This is a genomic window from Streptomyces lonarensis (assembly GCF_012033735.1).
GTDB classification, from domain to species: Bacteria; Actinomycetota; Actinomycetes; order Streptomycetales; family Streptomycetaceae; genus Streptomyces; species Streptomyces lonarensis.
In genome coordinates this window covers 18,647-36,475 of the sequence record NZ_JAAVJD010000029.1, presented here as the reverse complement: position 1 = coordinate 36,475, position 17,829 = coordinate 18,647, and the positions used below count along the sequence as shown (strand labels likewise).

Sequence of the window (17,829 nt, the reverse complement as noted above, 5' to 3'; positions counted from 1 at the left end):
GCGGAGCGCCCCGCGGGCGGTCCGGCAGGGCGGCGACCGGTGGCACCCGTCCGTGGCAGCGGCGGTCCGGCGGCCGTGCCGGGGCCGGGACGGCCGGTCGTCAGTCGCGGGGTCGCAGCCCGGCGAGCACGGCGTCGACCAGGGCGTCGGTGAAGGCGTGGTCGAGCGGACCGCGGCGGGCCAGCCACCGCTGGAAGAACGGGCCGGTCAGCATGTCGGCCGCCAGCCGCAGATCCACGTCGCCGCGGATCTGGCCCGCGTCGCGGGCGGAGCGCAGCCGCGCCACGTACAGCTCGGTGCCGACGTCGGTCAGCCGGGCGTCGAACTCGCGGGCGAGCTCGGCGTCCTGCGCACCGGCCACGGCGAGCGCACGGTAGGGGGCCTCGAACGCCGGGTCGGAGAACTCGTCCGCGGTGGCGCGGAGCACGGCCCGCAGGTCGGCGGCGAGGTCACCGGTGTCCGGTACGGCCGCCTCGGGCCCGCCCTCCCCGCCGCCCTCGGTGAAGGCGTCGAGCAGCACCGCCGCCTTGGAGGGCCACCACCGGTAGATGGTCTGCTTGCCGACCCCGGCACGCGCCGCGATGGCCTCGATGGTCAGCCGCGCGTACCCGACCTCGCCGACGAGCTGCAGGCTGGCCATCAGGATCGCCGCGCGGGACCGGGCGTTGCGGCGGGTGGGGTCGGGCTGCCGCCTGCCGGCGGCCGTGCCGCCGTCCTCGGGCTGCTCGGGGCCGGGGCGCTGGCTCATGCGGCCAGTCTACGAGGCGGACGGCGCCGACAAGACGTCACGTCTCGCGCGCAGGCGACGCGGGCCACCGGCAAGCCGCGGAGAGTCCCGGGGAGCCGCGGGAGAGGGGAATCGCCACCACGGCGGCGTGGGGAGGACGATGCTTCGGGCGGCAACTGTGCCGAACCCCGGTTCGCCATCACGACCGCTGTGCACACTGGGCACACCGCAAAGCCGGTCGTCGTGAGGAGCCTTCCTTGTACTCACCCCGCCGCTACCTGATGTGCCCGCCCGAACACTTCCGGGTGACCTACGCCATCAACCCCTGGATGGACCCGGCCACACCCGTGGACCTGCCGCTCGCCGTGAAGCAGTGGCAGGCACTCCGGGACCGCTACCGCGCACTGGGCCACACCGTCGACGAACTCGACCCGCATCCCGACCTCCCCGATCTCGTGTACGCCGCCAACGGCGCCACCGTCATCGACGGTCGCGTCCTGGGCGCCCGGTTCGCCCACCCCGAACGCCGCCCGGAGGCCGCGCTCCACCGCGAGTGGCACCTGCGCAGCAGCGGCGCGGCCGCGCCCGTCTACTTCCGCGAGCCCGAGCACGTCAACGAGGGCGAAGGGGACTTCGCCGTGACGGCGGGGTTCCTGCTCGCGGGCCGGGGCTTCCGCAGTTCGCCGCTGTCGCACGCCGAGGCGCAGGAGTTCTTCGCCCGCCCCGTCATCGGCCTGGACCTGGTCGACCCGCGCTTCTACCACCTCGACACGGCGCTCTGCGTGCTCGACGACAGCCGCGACGACGCCGTCATGTACTACCCGGAGGCGTTCTCACCGGGCAGCCGCACCGTCCTGGCCCGGCTGTTCCCGGACGCGGTGCTCGCCGAGGAAGCCGACGCGCTGGCGCTCGGTCTCAACGCCGTCTCCGACGGCCACCACGTCCTGCTGCCCCGCGAGGCGGCCGGACTCGTGGCGCCGCTGCGTGAGCGCGGTTACGACCCGGTCCCCGTGGAACTCGGGGAGCTCCTCAAGGGCGGCGGCAGTGTGAAGTGCTGCACGGGGGAGCTGCGGAGCTGACCGTCGGCAGGGCCCGGCGCCGGGCAGCGCGGGCGCGCACGGTTCATTCCGGCGCGCCGGCGTCACCGGCGGCGGGGCCGCCCGGAGCGGCGGTGCCGGGCGGGGTGGCGGGAGCGGCGGCGTCGGGCGCCGGAGGCCAGGTGTCGCCCCACTCGGCGTCCCGCGCCGCCCGGTAGGCGTCCTTGGTCCGCTTGGTGACGGTGGCCCGGCGCACCTCGCCGGCAGGCTCGCAGACGTCCAGGAGGACCTGGCCCTTCCGCTGCTGCGGTCGCCTGACGATGCGTCCGGGGGCTGCGCCCGGCGTCTCCCAGCCGGCCGGCACGGCGGCGACATAGCTGAACTTCTCGTCCTCGTAGGGAAGTTCGCCGCCCTTCACGCGGCGGTGCAGCGAGGAGCGCGAGACGCGTGCCGCGAAGTGGCACCAGTCGGCGCCCGGTTCGAGCGGGCAGGCGCCGCTGTGCGGGCAGGGCGCGAGCACCCGCATCCCCGCGCCGGTCAGCCGGTCCCGGGCGCGCCGCATGCGGAGGTAGCCGTCGGGCGTCCCGGGCTCCACCAGCACCACCGCCCCGCCCGTCGCGGCCGCGGCGTCCACCACCGCGTCGCGGGCCTCCTCGGTCAACTCGTTGAGCACGTAGGAGATCGTCACCAGTTCCGCCGCGGGCAGTTCCAGCCCCGGGCCGAGGCGCTCCTTCTCCCAAGCGGTCCCCCGCGGTCCGGCGCCGCCGTCGGCCAGCTCGCGGCCCAGTTCCAGCGCGGGGCCCGCCCAGTCCAGCACCGTGACGTGGCGCTCCCCCGGCCAGACCCCGGCCACCGCCCACACCGCCGCGCCGGTGCCGCCGCCGACGTCCAGCTGGCTCGCGGGCGACCAGCCCGGCAGCCTCGCGGCCAGCTCACCGAGGGCGGCGGAGACCGCGCTGGTGGTCGCGGGCATGCGGTAGGCGGCGTAGGCGACCACGTCGGCGCGGTCCCGCAGGATCGGGGCGCCGGTCGGCGTACGGCCCCGGTAGTGCGTCATCAGCCGCTCGACGGCGCCGCTGAGCTGCCGTGGGGGCAGGCCGTCGAGGAGGGCGTCGAGGGCGCTCCGCAGCCGGTCGTCGGTGGTCGTGGTCACCCGGAGATCCTAGTGGGGCGGGACGGGCAGCGACGGTCCGGGCGGCAACGCGGGCGGGCAGGGCGGAGCGGACGGTCGGGGGTGCGGAAAAGCGGGGGCGGTCCACCGGGCTCCGGCGCTACCGTGGCGGCCGTGCGGGGGCAAGCCCTGCCCGAAGGGGGCGAGCTGTGGCGGAGCGATCGGCGGACGGACCCGAGGGCGCCGTCCGCGCGGCGGGGCGGCCGGACGACGCGCCGGTAGGGCCTCCGCGTTACGAGATCCGGGCGCTGCACACCGCGACCACCGTCACCCTCTACCAGGCGTACTCCCCTGCGATCGGCGGCCCGGCGGCGCGCGAGGGCCGGTTCCCGGACGCGTGGCGGCGCGAGCGGATGACCTGGGTCAAGCCGTCTTTCCTGTGGATGATGTACCGCTCCGGCTGGGGCGGCAAGCAGGACCAGGAGACCGTGCTCGCCGTCGAGATCGACCGCGCCGGGCTGGAGTGGGCGCTGCGCCACGCGGTCCTCTCCCACTACACCCCGACGCTGCACACCGACCGTCCCGCGTGGCGGCGCGCGCTGCGGCAGGCCCCGGCGCGGGTGCAGTGGGACCCCGAGCGGGACCTCGCCCTGCGACCGCTGCCGCACCGCTCGCTCCAACTGGGGCTGGCGGGCGAGGCCGCGGCCCGGTACGCGGACGCGTGGATCGTCTCGATCAGGGACGTCACGCCGCTCGCCCACCGGGTGCGGGAGCGGGTGCGGGCCGGTGACACCGCCGGGGCGACCGGACTGCTGCCGCGCGAGACGCCGCTGTCGCTGCCGCCGGGGACGCTCGACCGGCTGCTCCCAGGCTGACCCTCGCGCCGCGGACCCGGCGGCCGCGGCGGGCAGCGAAGAACGGGCGGCGGGCAGCGAGCCGCGGCGCCAGGGTGCGGGCCGCGCCGGTCAGACCCCGGCATGCGGCAGGCGCGGGGAGTCGCGCAGCGCCTGCGCCAGCAACGTGGCCGCCGCTGCCCTCGGGCCGCTGTCGGCCGGGGCGGGGCGGACGGGGTGCACGGTCGTGGCCAGCAGCACCAGGAACCCCCCGGACCGGCGGTCGACCACCAGCGAGGTCCCGGTGAACCCGGTGTGCCCGGCCGCGCCGCCGCCGGCCAGGGCGCCCATGAAGGACGGCTGGTCGACGGCGAACCCGAGGCCGGGCGCGGTCAGCATCAGGTCGACGGACCCGGGCCGCAGGACCGGGCCGCCGCCGGCAAGGAGCGCCCGGCACAACCGGGCGAGGTCGTCGGCGGTGGCGAAGAGTCCGGCGTGCCCGGCGACACCGCCGAGCGCGGCGGCGTTCTCGTCGTGCACCTCGCCGCGCAGCATCCCCCGGTCCGCCTTGGCCCAGGGCCGCCACTGGTCCTCCGTGGCCGCCGCCCGCGCCGCGGGGACCGGCCCGAAGCGGGTGTCGGCCATGGCGAGCGGCCCGGTCACCTCCTCGTGAAGGAGCGCGTCCAGTGGCCTGCCGGTCACCCGCTCCAGCAGCAGGTGCAGGGTGAGCAGGTTGAGGTCGGAGTAGCGGCGGGTCGTTCCCGGGGCGTCCAGCGGCGCCTCGGCCCACAGCCGCTCGGGCCAGCCGCCCTCGTGGAAGGGGAGCTCGGGGCGGAGCCCGGAGGTGTGGGTGAGGAGGTGCCGGACGGTGATCGCGTCCTTGCCGGCGGCGCGGAACTCGGGGAGGTGGTCGCCCACCGGGTCCTCGGCGCCGATCCGGCCGCGTTCGAGCTGCTGCACGGTGGCGACGGCGGTGAAGAGCTTGGTCACCGACGCCAGGTCGAAGAGGGTATCGGGGGTGACCGGCTCGCGGTCGGCGAGCGGCAGCTCCCGGTCGTGTGCCGCCCAGCGCGCCGCCCAGCCGGTGGCGTGGCGCACCAGCGTGCGGTCCCGGTGCCCGGCGAGCAGCACGGCTCCGCCGCACCAGGCGCGGCCCCCGGCGGTGCCGGGGGCCGGGTCGCGGGGGAGCGCGTCGGTCAGCCGGACCAGCTCGCCCAGCGGGTCGCGGCCCGCCGCCCGGGGAGCTCCGCCCGGCGGGGGGCCGCCCGCCGGGACCGCCCCCGGCTCGTCGCTCATGCCGTCGTGGTCGCCCTGCCCGTCTGCCATGGCCTGCACAGTACGACAAACGCCAGCGCGGCGAGGACGACGCAGCTGAGCTGCACGACCGCCATCGGGACGGCGGTGTGCTCCCCCGCGATGCCGACCAGCGGTGAGGCGACGGCTCCGATGAAGAACTGCGAGGCGCCCAGCAGCGCCGAGGCGGAGCCGGCGGCGTGCGGGGTCAGCGTCAGCGCCTGCGAGTTGGCGTTGGGGAGCACCAGCGCCATGGCGGCCATCAGCACGAACAGCCCGACCGAGACCGGCACGAGCCCGGCGTCTCCGAACGCGCCGGCGGTGACCAGCAGCAGCGCCACCGCGGCGAGGGTGATGATCACCAGGCCGACGGCCATGACGCGGTTGAGCGAGACCCGACCGACCAGGATCTTCCCGTTGATCTGGCTGACGGCGACCAGGCCGATCGAGTTGATCATGAAGAGCAGGCTGAAGGTCTGGGGCGAGCCGCCGTAGATCTCCTGCACGACGAACGGCGAGGCGGCGACGTACGCGAAGAGCGTGGCGAAGGTGAGCGCCCCCGCCAGCAGGTAGCCGGTGAAGACCCGGTCGCGGAACAGGCCGCCCATGGTGCGCAGCGCCGGGCCGACGCCCCCGCTGTGCCGCTGCTCGCGCGGGAGCGTCTCCGGCAGCCAGCGGGCGACGATGAGGACGAGGATCAGGCCGAGCACGGCCAGCACGACGAACAGGCCGCGCCAGTTGGTGACGCGCAGCATCTGCCCGCCGAGGACGGGAGCCATGATCGGCGCCACCCCGGAGATGAGCAGCAGCGTCGAGAAGAACCGGGCCATGGCCACGCCCTCGTAGAGGTCGCGGACAACGGCGCGGGCGATGACGATGCCCGCGGCACCGGCGAGTCCCTGCAGCAGCCGGAAGGCGGTGAGCGCCTCGATGCCGGGCGCGAGGGCGCACGCGGCGGAGGCGACGACGTAGCAGGCCATGCCCACGATGAGCGGGCGCCGCCGCCCGAGCTGGTCGCTCATGGGGCCGATGATCAGCTGCCCCAGGGCCAGGCCGAGGAGGCAGGTGGTGAGGGTCAGCTGGACGCTGGACGCGGTGGTGCCCAGGACGTTCCCGACCTCCGGGAGCGCCGGCAGGTAGAGGTCCATGGACAGCGCCGGCAGCGCGGAGAGACTGCCGAGGATGAGGGTGACCAGCATCCCGGCCCGCAGCTTCGGGGAGACGCTGTCGGGGGCGACGATGGGGGGATGTTCGGGTGCGATGACCGGGGGTACCCCGGACGGCGTCATGGTGTCGGTGGGGGCCGCCTGTTCGGACTGGGACATGCACTCTCCGTCGTATCGCTCTGAACGGCCCAATCATCCCATCTCTAGGAGCGCGCCGGGAGCGGGCCTCGGCATCCCGGAACCACCCCGCACGCCCCGGCCGACCGCTCGGCGGACGGTCCCCGAAGCGCTGCCGGGAACGCCCCGAGACACCCGCCGCACCCCGGCGGATCGCCTGTCCCCCCTGGCAGCACCGGAGATGAGGCGCCCCCGCCGGGCGTCGGGAAGCCACCCCGGCCCGGTCGACCGCGGCCGCCCGTCACTCATCACCGTCCGCCGGGCGGACACCCGTGCGTGATCGATCCCACACCGCGACGGAACGCCGGGTGTCCGGCGCACCACGCCCCGGCCACCGCACGGCGACCGTACGGCCACCGGGCGTCGCCCGGTGCCCGCTGCGCTCCGAGGCCGTCGCGGCGACGGGTCGGGCGGGGCGGGGCAGGTCGGGGCGGGGCGGGAACGGACACGTCGGGGATGATCGCGCCGGGCCGGTTCGGGGCCCTCGCGCCCGGGCGCTGCGCCCGGGTCGAGCCGGCGGCGGTCGCCGCGCGGTCGACCGACCCCCGGGCGGGGTGGTCGACCGGAGCGCGGGCCGCACGGTCCAGGGGCAGACCGGCGGCGCACGCCGAGCGCGACCTCGGACCGCGGAGCCGCGACGGCCCCGAGGAGGGCCGAGGAGGTCCCGACCCGAGGCCGCGTCATTCCGCGCGCATTCCTCGCAGTTGACGGGATGTTGCGGCAGTTGAATTCCTCCGGCAGTCCGCCGATACGGTCTCCGCGCAACCCCGGGAACAGCCGGACGTCGCACCTGCCGATTCCCAGCGGGCTTTGGGGAATTCAACGTCGCACGCCCTGAGCACCGCGCCGGCCATGGCCATGAAGTGACGTGGCGTCGGCGACGAGCACACAGCATGACCGGCCTTGACCAGTGCCCCACCGAGAGGCGCCGACTGCACGCCGCGGCGCCGCACAGGAATACCCGCGCCGCCATTCGGGCGGGCCGAACGGGGCATTGTCCGGCGCCGTGGGACCAGATGAGGTTCGATTCTCAACAATCCGCCCTGAACGTATGTGCAGTTGCGACCGTCGGAATTGTGCGTTGTCCTGAATGGGTCAAGCGAACCGCTCTTCCCCAGAAAGGGATGGTGTCATGTTCTCCGCAGAGCCGACCCAGGACCTGAAGACGCTCGACTTCGACGTCGAGGAGGCGCTCAACCCGACCGAAGCCGAGGGGACGTTCCGCGACTCCCGCGAGTGCGCGTCGCTGCTGCTGCTCACCGGTGCGCTGCTCCTCTCGCCGCCCACGCCCCGCCCGAAGAAGTCCTGAGGGGCGATCCGCGGATGAAGCAATTGTCGGGCGCTGTGCACGACCTTGCTTCGGAACTGGTCTCCGCCCTTCGGGGCGGGGACCACTCCGTTGCGGGCACCACCGGCTCACTCGGCGGCGACGAAGCACTGACGGTCGCCGCGGTGCGGACCCTGGGTGCCGACGTCCTCCTGCCCAGCACCCTGCTCAGCCGGCCGGCGCCGGAACCCGACGTGGCGGTGTGCCGCGCCGCGGTCCACGCCTATCCCCCCGGCCCCCAGTCGTCGCCCACCGTCGCGTGGAGCCACTGGGCGATGGAACGTGCCCTCGCCCGGGTCACCGCCCCGCCCCACGCCCCCTCCCCCGCCGACGCCCTCGGGATCGCCGCCACCACCGGACCGCCCGACGCCGCCGGCACCACCGACGCCGGTCCGGACGTCACCGCGCTGCGCGAGGCGAGCTGGCAGGCGCTCACCCACCAGCTCTCCGTGCTCGCCGCGCTCGCCGTCCCGGGCGCCGACTCCGCCGTCGCCACCGAAGCGGCCCGTCGTCCGGTGGACGTCTCCCGCGGCTTCGTCCGCGCGGTGCGCCGCCGCGACTGGCTGCAGGCCGCCGGTGCGGGCCGCTGGCTCGCCGTCGTCGACGGAGTGCCGCCGACCCTCGGCCTCGACGCGGGCCTGCGCTTCACCCTGCGGATGGGGGGTGCCGACGCCCGTGTCGCCCTGCACGTCCACGCCGCCCTCCTGATGCGCGCCAACGACACCCGGCCCGCCGCCGCACGGCGCGGGGGCGGCGCGTGACCTCCCCGGCGGCTGCCGCCCCCGGTGGCCTCGCGGCCGCCGGGGCGGAGCCGCACACCCCGGCCGGGCAGCTGGAGCAGCTCGCAGCTGACTGCCTGCGCTGGGTGCAGGACCACGCCGACCGGTTCCGCCTCCCGCAGGAGGTCACCGACCCCACCGCCGGGGCCGAACTCAACTGGACGGTCAAACCGCTCGGGGAACTCGGTCAACTCGCGGTCGCCATTCGCCGCGCCGCCCCCGAGAACGGCGAACTGCACACCATCGCGAACCAGTTGCTCGCGCTCAGCTGGGACGAACTCGGCAGGGGCAAGCTGCTGCTCGACCTCTTCGTCGGCGAACCCCACGCCACCTATCCGCTGGAGATCTACGCCGCCTTCGCCGGGGAGGGGCTGCGGCACGGCGAGTTCGAGGCCCTCGCCCGCGATCTCTGCGCCACCCGCGCCTGGCGGGCGACCGAACAGGAGCCGCAGCGGCGCCTCGGTATCGTCAACGCCGAACGCCGCGCCGGTCTCACCCCCCACGGCGACCGGGACGCGGCGCTGCGCCGCACCTGGCTGGGTGGACTGCCGGAGCCCTGGGCCTTCGAGCAGCGCGCCGGGTACGACCTCACCCACGTCGTCTTCCACCTCACCGACTGGGGCGTGCGACCGGAGCAGATCCCCGCCGACATCGCGGGGTACCTGCGTACCTGGCTGCCCGCGTGGCTGGACACCTGCCTGGACGCGGGCCAGTGGGACCTCGGCTGCGAACTACTGGCCGTGGACGCGTCGTTGCCCGAGCCGCTCGACCCGCACCTCACCGCTCCCGCCTGGCGGCGCCTCGCAGCCGCCCGCGGCCCGGACGGCGCCCTGCCGGAGGGCGGGCCCGCCCTGCTGCCGGAGCACCCGGACGCCTTCCGGCTCAGCTACCACTCGACCCTCGCCTGCGCGTTCGCCGCCACCCTCGCCGCCGCACGGCTGCGGGCCGACGACACCCTCGACGAACCACAGGCGCCGCACCGGCACGCCCCCACCGACCCACCGGAGCACCGCGGCGCGCCGCCCGACACCACCCGCCCCCAGCACCGGGCACGTCCCGGCGACACGCACGGCGCCACCGGCGGGCGCCGGGAGGAGCAGGCATGACCGAGCCCTCGGACATCGCGGTGATGCACGAGGTCGGGGACCGGGCAATCGCCTGGCTCCACCGCAACCAGGACGGCTTCCGCCCCCGGCAGGACGACTCCACCTCCGACTTCGAGGTCAAGGACCGGCTCAAGCCGATCGGTGAACTCGCCCTCATCGGCAAGGTCCTGTTCCGCGAGGGGGTGGCCGGCTCGCGGCAGGCGGCGCTGACCCGGCAGTTGCTGGACACCGCCTGGCGGGACCACCTCGACGGCGGGAAGGTGCTCACCTGGATGCAGCAGCAGGAGCCGCTCTCCCCGATCCCCTTCGAGATCTACGTGCCGTTCCACGAACTCGGTTACGAGGAGCCCGCGTTCGAGGCGACCCTGCGTTCCGTGCACACCCTGGAGAGCTGGTCGGCGATGGAGACCCCGCCGGTCCGGCGCCTCGGTATCTCCGCCTTCGAGCGGCGCTTCGGCCTGCCCCGCAGCATCACCACCGAGGCGGCCACCGCCGCGACCTGGCTCGGACGCCGCCCCGAGCCGTGGACCGTCGAGATGAACGTCGGCTACGCCGTCACGCACACCGTCTTCCACCTCACCGACTGGGGCGAGAACCCCGGCGGGCTCCCGGACGACCTCGCCGAGTACCTGGCGCAGTGGCTGCCGGCCTGGGTCGACGACTGGCTGGACATCGGCCACTGGGACCTGCTCGGCGAACTGCTCGTCGTCGACGCCTGCCTGCCCGAGCCCGCACTGGACCCGGTGGCCTGGCGGGCGTTCGCCGAGGCCCGGACCGAGGACGGCGCCATGCCGGCGCAGCGCGGCCCGCTGCCCGAGGGCCGACGCGAGGACGTGTTCGACGCGCTCTACCACCCGACGCTGGTCGCGGCGTTCGCCTCCGTGCTGGCCACCTCGCGCGCCATGGGCGACCTGCGCGCCCCCGCCGGCAGCGGCGCGGCGTGACGGGCCCGGCAGCCGGCAGCGGCGCGGACGTCGCGTCGCTGCTGGAGTCGGCCGTCGCGGTCGCCGACGCACCGGACGTCGTGATCGGCTGGTCCCGGCACGGCGAACGCGTCATCCGCTCCGGCGGCACGGCACAGCCGCCACCGCTGCCGCGGGAGCAACTGCGCTACGAAATCGGGTCGGCCTCCAAGACCTTCAACACCCTGCTGCTCTCCGCGCTCGTCGCCGAGGGGACGGTGTCGTGGTGCACCCCGGCCGCGGCCCTGCTCGGTCCCGTCGGCCGGGCGCCGGGCCGGCCGGACCGCGGGCCGTCCGCGGTCAGCGTCCTGCACCTGGCCACCCACACGGCAGGGCTGCCCCGGCTCCCGGCGGACTTCTACCCGCGGGCCGTCCCCCGCTGGACCACCAACCCCTACGCGGACTACCCCGCCGAGCGCGTGATCGACGCCTTCCTGCGGCCGCCCCGGCGGCGCCACCGGCCCGGCAGCCGCTGGCGGTACTCGAACTTCGGCGCCTCCGTCCTCGGCCACGCGCTCGCGGCGCACACGGCCACCCCTTGGGAACAGCTGCTGCACGCGCGGGTCCTCGTACCGCTCGCACTCGGCGACACCGCGACCGCGCCCGGCGGAACTGCCGTCCGGAGCCGGCCGCCGGAAGAAGAGGCCGCAGCCCTTCCCGTCGGCCCCGCGGGACCGCTGACCGAGGGCCGCGGCGGACCGGCCGCCGGCATCGGGCGCGGCAACGGGCGCGGCAACGGCGCCGCTGCTGCCGATGATGCCGATGCCGGCGGCGGGCGCCGCCGGGAGATCGGCAGCGACGGCCTCGGCGGTCGGCAGATCGGGCAGTACCCGGCGGCAGGCAGGGCTCCCGGGACCGGGCGGTCGGACGGCCGCCCGGCCGGCTCCGGCACGCGAACACTGGCCGCACCGGCCGACGTCGATGCCCCCGCCGACGGGTGGGCCCCCACCGCCGGCAGGCGGCTCGCCGAGCCCGGGCAGGTCCGCGGCTCGGGGCGGGACGCCGTGGGCCACGGCAGGGACGGCCGCACGCCGGTACCGCCGCTGCTCATGGGCGGGTTCGCCCCGGCCGGTTCGGTCCGGGCCACACCGCACGACCTGCTGGCGTTCCTCGAAGCCCAGCTCGAACCGGAGACGACACCGCTGGAGAACGAACTGCGGGCGCTGCGCGGCCCCGTCCTGCGGCGCGGCTTCGGCCACCGCCACACGCACACCGTCTCCTGGTTCCACCGCCCCGGCGAGCGGGGCGCGGTGCTGTTCCACGCCGGTGCCACCTCGGGGCAGCAGGCGCTGCTGGCGTTCCGGCCGGCCACCGGGACGGCGATGGTGGCGCTCAGCACCCGGCGCTTCCGCGCGAGCGATCCGTTCCCCCGCGTGGTCCACGGACTGATCGACCAGCTGCCCTGACCGCGCGGAGCACCGCACACCCCCGACCGTCCGAGCTCCCCGCGGTCTCGGACGGCTCGGGCAGCGGGCCGACCGTCCACGCCACCGCACGCCCGAGAGGGCTCGCTGCCGCGCCGGGCACGGCGCCCGAGCCGACCGGGCAGGTCAGGCAGGTCGGGCGGGGCGGGCGGAGACCGGGCTGGGCGCCGCCCGGGGCGGCGCGGTCGGAGAGAACGCCCCGCCGGGGCGGGGCCCGAAGCGGCCGCGGAGCTGCGGCAGAGCAGGCGAGCGCGGCAGACGAGTCGGCTGTACGCCGGGTTCTGTACCCCGGGGCCTCGCGGCCGGCGGGGTGACGGTCATCCATCTAGGACTGCCGTTGCCGACAGCCTCCAGCGGTCTACCCGCGGACTCGGGCGAGCAGCCCTCGAACATCCGCGCAGGGACGCGTCCCGTACGGAACGCGTCCCCTCTTGACCTTGCTCCAGGTGAGGTTTACCGAGCCGCCCAGGTCACCCTGGGCGCTGGTGGTCTCTTACACCACCGTTTCACCCTTACCGGGTGCCTCTCGGCCCCGGCGGTCTGTTTTCTGTGGCACTGTCTCGCGGGTCGCCCCGGGTGGCCGTTAGCCACCACCTTGCCCTGTGGAGCCCGGACGTTCCTCGGCGGGGGCATGCCCCGACGCGACCGTCCGCACGACTCGTCTGCCGCCCCGCCATCGTACCGGCAGGCCGCAGCCGCTCGTGCCTGCCCCGCTACGCTGACAGCCGCGGACACACGGCGGACCACCTCCCGCCGTACCGCGACGCCACCCGGCCGCGCCCCGGCGGCCGCCGCGCGACGCGGCGCCGGGCCCGGCACCCGCCGACACACCATGGAGGAACCGACCGTGCTGGTACTGCTGCCGCCGTCCGAGGGCAAGGCCGACGGTCACGACGGGCCCCCGCTGGACCTCTCCCGGCTCTCCCTCCCCTCGCTCACCCCCGCCCGGGAGAGCGTCCTCGCCGAGCTGACCGAGCTGTGCGCGGCCGACACCGACAAGGCCCGCGAGGTACTCGGACTGAGCGAACGGCAGAGCGGCGAGGTCGTCAAGAACACCGCGCTGCGCACCGCGCCCACCCTGCCGGCCGGGCGCCTCTACACCGGCGTCCTCTACGACGCCCTGGGGCTCGCCACCCTGGAAGGGGCCGCCGCGGCCCGGGCCGAGCGCACCCTGCTGGTCTTCTCCGGGCTCTGGGGCGCGCTCCACGTCGGCGATGCCGTCCCCTCCTACCGCTGCTCGGGCGGGGTCCGGCTGCCGGCCCTCGGCGCGCTGGCCCGGTACTGGCGCGGACCGCTGTCGACCGCGCTGCCCGAGGCGGCGGCCGGACGGCTCGTCCTGGATCTGCGCTCGACCGCCTACGCCGGCATGTGGAAGCCGGACCCGGCGACGGCCCGGCGCACCACCACGGTGCGCGTGCTGCAGTCCCGGACCGTGGACGGCGTGGAGAAGCGCAGCGTCGTCAGCCACTTCAACAAGGCCACCAAGGGCCGAGTGGTACGGGCGCTGCTGGAGGCAGGCGCAGAACCTGAGACCCCGGCGCAACTCGCCGACGTCCTGCGCGACCTGGGTCACCAGGTCGAGTCGACCGCCCCGGGCCGCCTGGACATCATCGTGACCGAGGTCTGACCACCGCCTCCACTCCCCCGGCGATCCGCCGCACCGGGTCGCTCCGGGAGGCCGGCTCACCGTCACCCGGCCCGGACGGGCCGACCCACCCGGGTCTCACGAGGCTGCCACGTACTCGTACCGCATCCGGCTGAGCGTCACGCCGTCCGTCACCACGGAGACGGTGCGCAGCAGCCGCCCGGCCTCCAGCAGCAGCCGGTCGGTGATCACGGTGTCCCCGTCGTCGAGGCGCGGCGGCGCCTCGGCCGTCTCGTCGTGGCTGCGGGCCCACCCCACCGGTTTGTCCAGCAGGAGGAAGACACCCGACGGAGTCTGGGCGATCCTGCCGCCGAACGGCCGGGCCCTGCTCTCCAGCACCCCCTCGTCAGTGAACCACGGCACCGGCGCGGCGCCGGTCTCGGCGAAGCCGCCCGCCGGGTCGATCTCCAGCCGGAGCCCGGTGACCGGCTCCGGCGGCGGCCTGCGCCCGAAGGACTCCCCGGCCAGCCACCGGCGCGTCAGCTCCGCGAACGGGACGCGGACACCCGCGACCACGGCCTGCTGGGCGCCTCCCACCGGGGCGTCGTCGACCGTGTCCGCGAGCTCCACGACCGGTTCCTCGTCGGCTGCCCCCACCAGGCGCCAACGCCCTTCGTACTCCGACAGCGCCGTCCTCGCCACGCGTTCCCTCCGATCGACCGCGGACATCGCGCCCGATGCCCCGGCCCGGGCGCTCTCCCGAGCCTAGCCTCACCCTCTGACAGAGAGTGACGAACGAGGCGGTCCGTGTGTTCCCGGTGCAGCGCCCGAAGGCGCCGACCGGATTCGATCAGCGCCGGACAGCCGGACGGCAGCGAGGGTCGGCGCCCTGTTCGGGGCACCGGCCCTCGGGGCCACGTGACGGAGATCAGCGCAGGTGAGAGGTGTCGTTCAACAACCGCACGCTCGCGGAGCCGTCCGCGTAGTGGGCCACCGCCGACAGCGAAGCGGCGGAGAGCTCCATCCGGAACATCGCCTCCGGCGGAGCGCCGAGCGCCAGCCGCACCAGGGACTTGATGGGGGTGACGTGGCTGACCACGAGCACCGTCCGCCCGGCGAAGCGGGCCATCGCCCGGTCGCGGGCCACGGCGACCCGCCGGGCCACGGCCGCGAAGCTCTCGCCGCCGCCGGTCGGGCACGCCTCCGGCGATCGCAGCCACGCGTCGAGGTCGTCGGGGTGGCGCTCCCGCACCTCCTCGAAGGTCAGCCCCTCCCAGGCGCCGAAGTCGGCCTCCCGGAAGTCGTCCTCCACGCGGGCCTCGACACCCACCGCCGCGGCCACCGCCTCGGCGGTCTCCCGGCAGCGTGCCGCGGGCGAGGTCACCACCGCGCGAACCGTGCCGCGGTCGGCCAGGTGCACGGCGGCTGCCGCCGCCTGGCGCCGGCCCGCGGCCGACAGACCGGGGTCCGCGCCGCTGCCCGAGAACCGCTTCTGCGGCGTCAGTTCCGTCTCGCCGTGGCGGAGCAGCACGAAGGTCGTCGCCGTGCCGGGGTCGCCACCCCAGCCGACGGCGGGTACCGGCGACGCCGTTTCGGCGTCGGTGGCCGCCGGCGCCGCGGCGCCCGCACGGCCGCCCGGAGCCGCGGAGCCGGCGCCGCTCTCGGGCGGGCGCCAGCTCTCGCCCCGGCCGCCCGCGTCCATCGCCTCGTTGGCGAGCCGGTCGGCGTGGCCGTTGCGGGAGCGCGGGATCCACTCGTAGCTCACGGCGCCGTTCGGAAACACGCCACGCGCCTCGGTGGCGAGCGGACGCATGTCCGGATGCTTGATCTTCCAGCGCCCGGACATCTGCTCGACGACGAGCTTCGAGTCCATCCGGACCCGCACCGAAGCAGCCGGATCGACCGTGCGCGCGGCGAGCAGCCCGGCGATGAGCCCGCGGTACTCGGCGACGTTGTTGGTGGCCCGCCCGATGAACTCGGCCGTCTCGGCGAGCACGTCGCCGCTGTCCGCGTCCATCACGACCGCGCCGTAACCGGCGGGCCCCGGGTTGCCGCGCGAGCCGCCGTCCGCCTCGACGACGAGCCGCCGCCCGCCGCCGCTCACAGCCCGGACTCGGGCGTGCGGACGAGGATGCGCCGGCAGTTCTCGCAGCGGACCACGGAATCCGACGGCGCCGCCCGCACCTCGTTGATCTCGGTGATGTTCAGCTCCAGGCGGCAGCCCTCGCACTGCTTCTGGTACAGCTTGGCGGCACCGATGCCGCCGTGCTGCGCACGCAGCTTGTCGTACAGCGCCAGCAGCTGCTCGGGGACACTGCGCGCGACCGTCTCGCGGTCACGGCGGACCCGCTCGGCCTCGGCGTCGATCTCTGCGGTCGCCGCGTCGCGGCGGGCGGTCAGCTCGGTGCCGGTCTTCTCCAGTCCCTCCACGGCGGAGGCCAGCTCGCGGGCGCGCTCGGCCGCGGTCTCCTGCCGCTCCATGATCTCCAGCACCACCGTCTCCAGGCTGTCCTGGCGACGCGCGAGCGAGGCGATCTCGCTCTGGAGGGACTCCAGGTCCTTGGGGCTGGTGACCATGCCGGAGTCCAGCCGCTGCTGGTCGCGCTCGGAGCGGCGGCGGACCTGGTCGACGTCCTGCTCGGCCTTGGTCTGCTCGCGCTCGGTGTCGCCGACCTCGGTCTCGGCGGCCACGAGGAGGTCGCGCTGCTGGTCGAGCTGGCTGTTGAGCTTCTTCAGCTCCGCGTGCTCCGGCAGGTTGGCCCGGCGGTGGTCGAGCTGGTTGAGCCGGGTGTCCAGCTTCTGGAGGTCGAGCAGACGGATCTGGTCAGCGGGCGCGGCGTTCAGTTGGGGGCTCCTGGAGTCGTCGTCGGAACGTCGTGGTCGGCGGGTGCCGACGGCGCGTGGATGGTCCACGGGTCGGTGACCCGGCGGGAGACATGGGTGCGCAGCGCCCAGCCGTGGCGGTCGGAGACCGCGTCCAGCTGGGCGGCGGCCTGTTCGCACCAGGGCCACTCGGTGGCCCAGTGCGCGGCGTCCACCAGGGCCGGGCCGCCCGCGGCGAACCCCGCCGCCTCGGCGGCCTCGGAGGCCGGGTGGTGGCGCAGGTCCGCGGTGACGTAGGCGTCCACGCCGGCCGCGCGCACCTGTGCGAAGAGGCCGTCACCGGAACCGCCGCACACGGCGACGGTCCGCACGGGGCGGTCGGGGTCGCCGGCGGCGCGGACGCCCTGGGCGGTCGCGGGAAGTGCGGCTGCGACGCGGGCGGTGAACGCGGCGAGCGGCTCGGCCCGTTCCAACTCCCCCACCCGGCCCAGCCCTCGCCGGCCGGAGGGGTCGGCGGAGTCGGGCACCAGCGGGCCGACGACGCGCAGGCCGAGGGCGCCCGCCAGCGCGTCGGAGACGCCGGGGTCGGCCCGATCGGCGTTGGTGTGGGCCACGTGCAGCGCGACGCCGTTCCGGATGAGGTCGTGCACGACCCGCCCCTTGAAGGAGTCCGCGGCGACGCTGCTGGTGCCCCGCAGGTACAGGGGGTGGTGGGTGACGAGCAGTCGGGCGCCGACGCGGACGGCCTCCTCGGCCACCTCGGCGACCGGGTCCACCGCGAACAGCACACTGTCGACCGGGGTGTCCGGGTCTCCGCAGACGAGTCCGACGGCGTCCCAGTCCTCTGCGGTCCCGCGCGGCCAGAGGGCGTCGAGGGCACTGATCACTTCGGCGAGTACGGGCACCCGTCCAGGCTACCTGCCCGCCACGGCGCGGCGTCCGGCCCGGCGGCTCCCGAGCGGTGCGCGGCGGGGCCGCGGAGGTCCGTCACCGGAAACCGCCCTGCTTCACCCGAAGGCGTGAAGCTGCCGGAAGGGCATTGTGGGACGGCCGAGGCAGACCTAGCGTCTTCCACCAGCGCGTTCCCGTCCGGCCGGTGGACGGCTCCGGCCGGACGGGAGCCCGCGCCCAGGGCACCGCCCGCCCCGCCGTCGACACGGCCTCGCCCTCCGTGTGCACCCCGTCCGCAACCGACCCGAACCGGCGCACCGCCGGCCGCACGGCGCCCGCCACCGCCGAAGCCGGCCGCGCGCACGCCGACCTCACCCAGCGCAGCCGGGAGCAGCGCCGACCCCCAGCCGACCGCTCGACCGAGTCGCCTCGCGCGGTCCGCCCCTCCACCGCGGACCGACCTCAGCCGCGTTCCCGCTGCGTGCTGCACCACGCTGCACGGCGCGGGCCACACGCCGCGTGCCCGGCTGTCCGTCGGCGGCAGAGGTCGCCACCGACCGGAACCACCGGCCGGGGCCCCGACCGAAC

General features: G+C 75.7%; 16 protein-coding genes and 1 other RNA gene. 8 read left to right on the top strand and 9 right to left on the bottom strand.

Going from position 1 to position 17,829, the window contains the following annotated elements:
• Positions 1 to 100: 100 nt before the first annotated feature.
• Positions 101 to 748 (bottom strand): TetR/AcrR family transcriptional regulator, encoded by a 648-nt coding sequence (locus tag HCN56_RS06480; protein WP_167968511.1) that lies wholly within the window; start codon positions 746 to 748, stop codon positions 101 to 103.
• Between the two features lie 236 nt (positions 749 to 984).
• Between HCN56_RS06480 and ddaH the strand changes: the two genes are divergently transcribed.
• Complete coding sequence (ddaH, locus tag HCN56_RS06475) at positions 985 to 1,806, top strand: dimethylargininase (protein ID WP_338320300.1); 822 nt, start codon at positions 985 to 987, stop codon at positions 1,804 to 1,806.
• 43 nt (positions 1,807 to 1,849) lie between these two features.
• On the opposite strand, the gene HCN56_RS06470 is transcribed toward ddaH, so the two are convergent.
• Entirely contained in the window at positions 1,850 to 2,917 is a 1,068-nt protein-coding gene (locus HCN56_RS06470) for a small ribosomal subunit Rsm22 family protein (protein ID WP_312871081.1), read from the bottom strand.
• 257 nt (positions 2,918 to 3,174) lie between these two features.
• Here HCN56_RS06470 and HCN56_RS06465 point away from each other — a divergent pair, with 257 nt between their 5' ends.
• On the top strand, positions 3,175 to 3,750 hold the full coding sequence (locus tag HCN56_RS06465; RefSeq protein WP_312871083.1) for a DUF4291 domain-containing protein: 576 nt from the start codon (positions 3,175 to 3,177) through the stop codon (positions 3,748 to 3,750).
• 90 nt (positions 3,751 to 3,840) lie between these two features.
• Here HCN56_RS06465 and HCN56_RS06460 read toward each other — a convergent pair whose 3' ends face one another.
• On the bottom strand, positions 3,841 to 5,004 hold the full coding sequence (locus HCN56_RS06460) for a serine hydrolase domain-containing protein (RefSeq protein ID WP_167968516.1): 1,164 nt from the start codon (positions 5,002 to 5,004) through the stop codon (positions 3,841 to 3,843).
• Complete coding sequence (locus HCN56_RS06455; protein ID WP_167968509.1) at positions 5,001 to 6,326, bottom strand: multidrug effflux MFS transporter; 1,326 nt, start codon at positions 6,324 to 6,326, stop codon at positions 5,001 to 5,003. The genes HCN56_RS06460 and HCN56_RS06455 overlap by 4 nt, the downstream gene beginning before the upstream one ends.
• A gap of 1,150 nt (positions 6,327 to 7,476) precedes the next feature.
• On the opposite strand from HCN56_RS06455, the gene HCN56_RS06450 reads away from it, so the two are divergent.
• From HCN56_RS06450 to HCN56_RS26245, 5 genes are read left to right on the top strand one after another with little or no spacing between them, the layout of a single operon-like run.
• Positions 7,477 to 7,653: a hypothetical protein gene (locus HCN56_RS06450; RefSeq protein ID WP_167968508.1), complete on the top strand. Its 177-nt coding sequence runs from the start codon at positions 7,477 to 7,479 to the stop codon at positions 7,651 to 7,653.
• Between the two features lie 14 nt (positions 7,654 to 7,667).
• Entirely contained in the window at positions 7,668 to 8,432 is a 765-nt protein-coding gene (locus HCN56_RS06445) for a hypothetical protein (protein ID WP_167968507.1), read from the top strand.
• Positions 8,429 to 9,556 carry a DUF6895 family protein gene (locus HCN56_RS06440; RefSeq protein WP_209312425.1) on the top strand — a complete coding sequence of 376 codons (1,128 nt, stop codon included), beginning with the start codon at positions 8,429 to 8,431 and terminating at the stop codon, positions 9,554 to 9,556. Before HCN56_RS06445 ends, HCN56_RS06440 begins: the two co-directional genes overlap by 4 nt.
• Entirely contained in the window at positions 9,553 to 10,500 is a 948-nt protein-coding gene (locus tag HCN56_RS06435; protein ID WP_167968506.1) for a DUF6895 family protein, read from the top strand. The genes HCN56_RS06440 and HCN56_RS06435 overlap by 4 nt, the downstream gene beginning before the upstream one ends.
• Positions 10,497 to 11,924 carry a serine hydrolase domain-containing protein gene (locus tag HCN56_RS26245; RefSeq protein ID WP_312871080.1) on the top strand — a complete coding sequence of 476 codons (1,428 nt, stop codon included), beginning with the start codon at positions 10,497 to 10,499 and terminating at the stop codon, positions 11,922 to 11,924. The genes HCN56_RS06435 and HCN56_RS26245 overlap by 4 nt, the downstream gene beginning before the upstream one ends.
• A gap of 273 nt (positions 11,925 to 12,197) precedes the next feature.
• Here HCN56_RS26245 and rnpB read toward each other — a convergent pair.
• Positions 12,198 to 12,603: RNase P RNA component class A (gene rnpB / locus HCN56_RS06420), an RNA gene on the bottom strand.
• 186 nt (positions 12,604 to 12,789) lie between these two features.
• Here rnpB and yaaA point away from each other — a divergent pair.
• Positions 12,790 to 13,569, top strand: coding sequence for a peroxide stress protein YaaA (yaaA, locus tag HCN56_RS06415; protein WP_167968514.1), 780 nt, complete (start codon positions 12,790 to 12,792; stop codon positions 13,567 to 13,569).
• Positions 13,570 to 13,665: 96 nt separating this feature from the next.
• Here the strand turns inward: yaaA and HCN56_RS06410 are convergent, their stop codons facing one another.
• The 4 genes from HCN56_RS06410 to HCN56_RS06395 all read right to left on the bottom strand — a co-directional run bounded on the left by HCN56_RS06410 (position 13,666) and on the right by HCN56_RS06395 (position 17,255).
• Positions 13,666 to 14,229, bottom strand: coding sequence for a hypothetical protein (locus HCN56_RS06410; RefSeq protein ID WP_167968505.1), 564 nt, complete (start codon positions 14,227 to 14,229; stop codon positions 13,666 to 13,668).
• A gap of 226 nt (positions 14,230 to 14,455) precedes the next feature.
• Complete coding sequence (locus tag HCN56_RS06405) at positions 14,456 to 15,631, bottom strand: bifunctional RNase H/acid phosphatase (protein ID WP_167968504.1); 1,176 nt, start codon at positions 15,629 to 15,631, stop codon at positions 14,456 to 14,458.
• Complete coding sequence (locus HCN56_RS06400; protein WP_209312429.1) at positions 15,628 to 16,371, bottom strand: zinc ribbon domain-containing protein; 744 nt, start codon at positions 16,369 to 16,371, stop codon at positions 15,628 to 15,630. Before HCN56_RS06400 ends, HCN56_RS06405 begins: the two co-directional genes overlap by 4 nt.
• On the bottom strand, positions 16,368 to 17,255 hold the full coding sequence (locus HCN56_RS06395; protein ID WP_167968503.1) for a Nif3-like dinuclear metal center hexameric protein: 888 nt from the start codon (positions 17,253 to 17,255) through the stop codon (positions 16,368 to 16,370). The genes HCN56_RS06400 and HCN56_RS06395 overlap by 4 nt, the downstream gene beginning before the upstream one ends.
• Between the last annotated feature and the right edge of the window lie 574 nt (positions 17,256 to 17,829).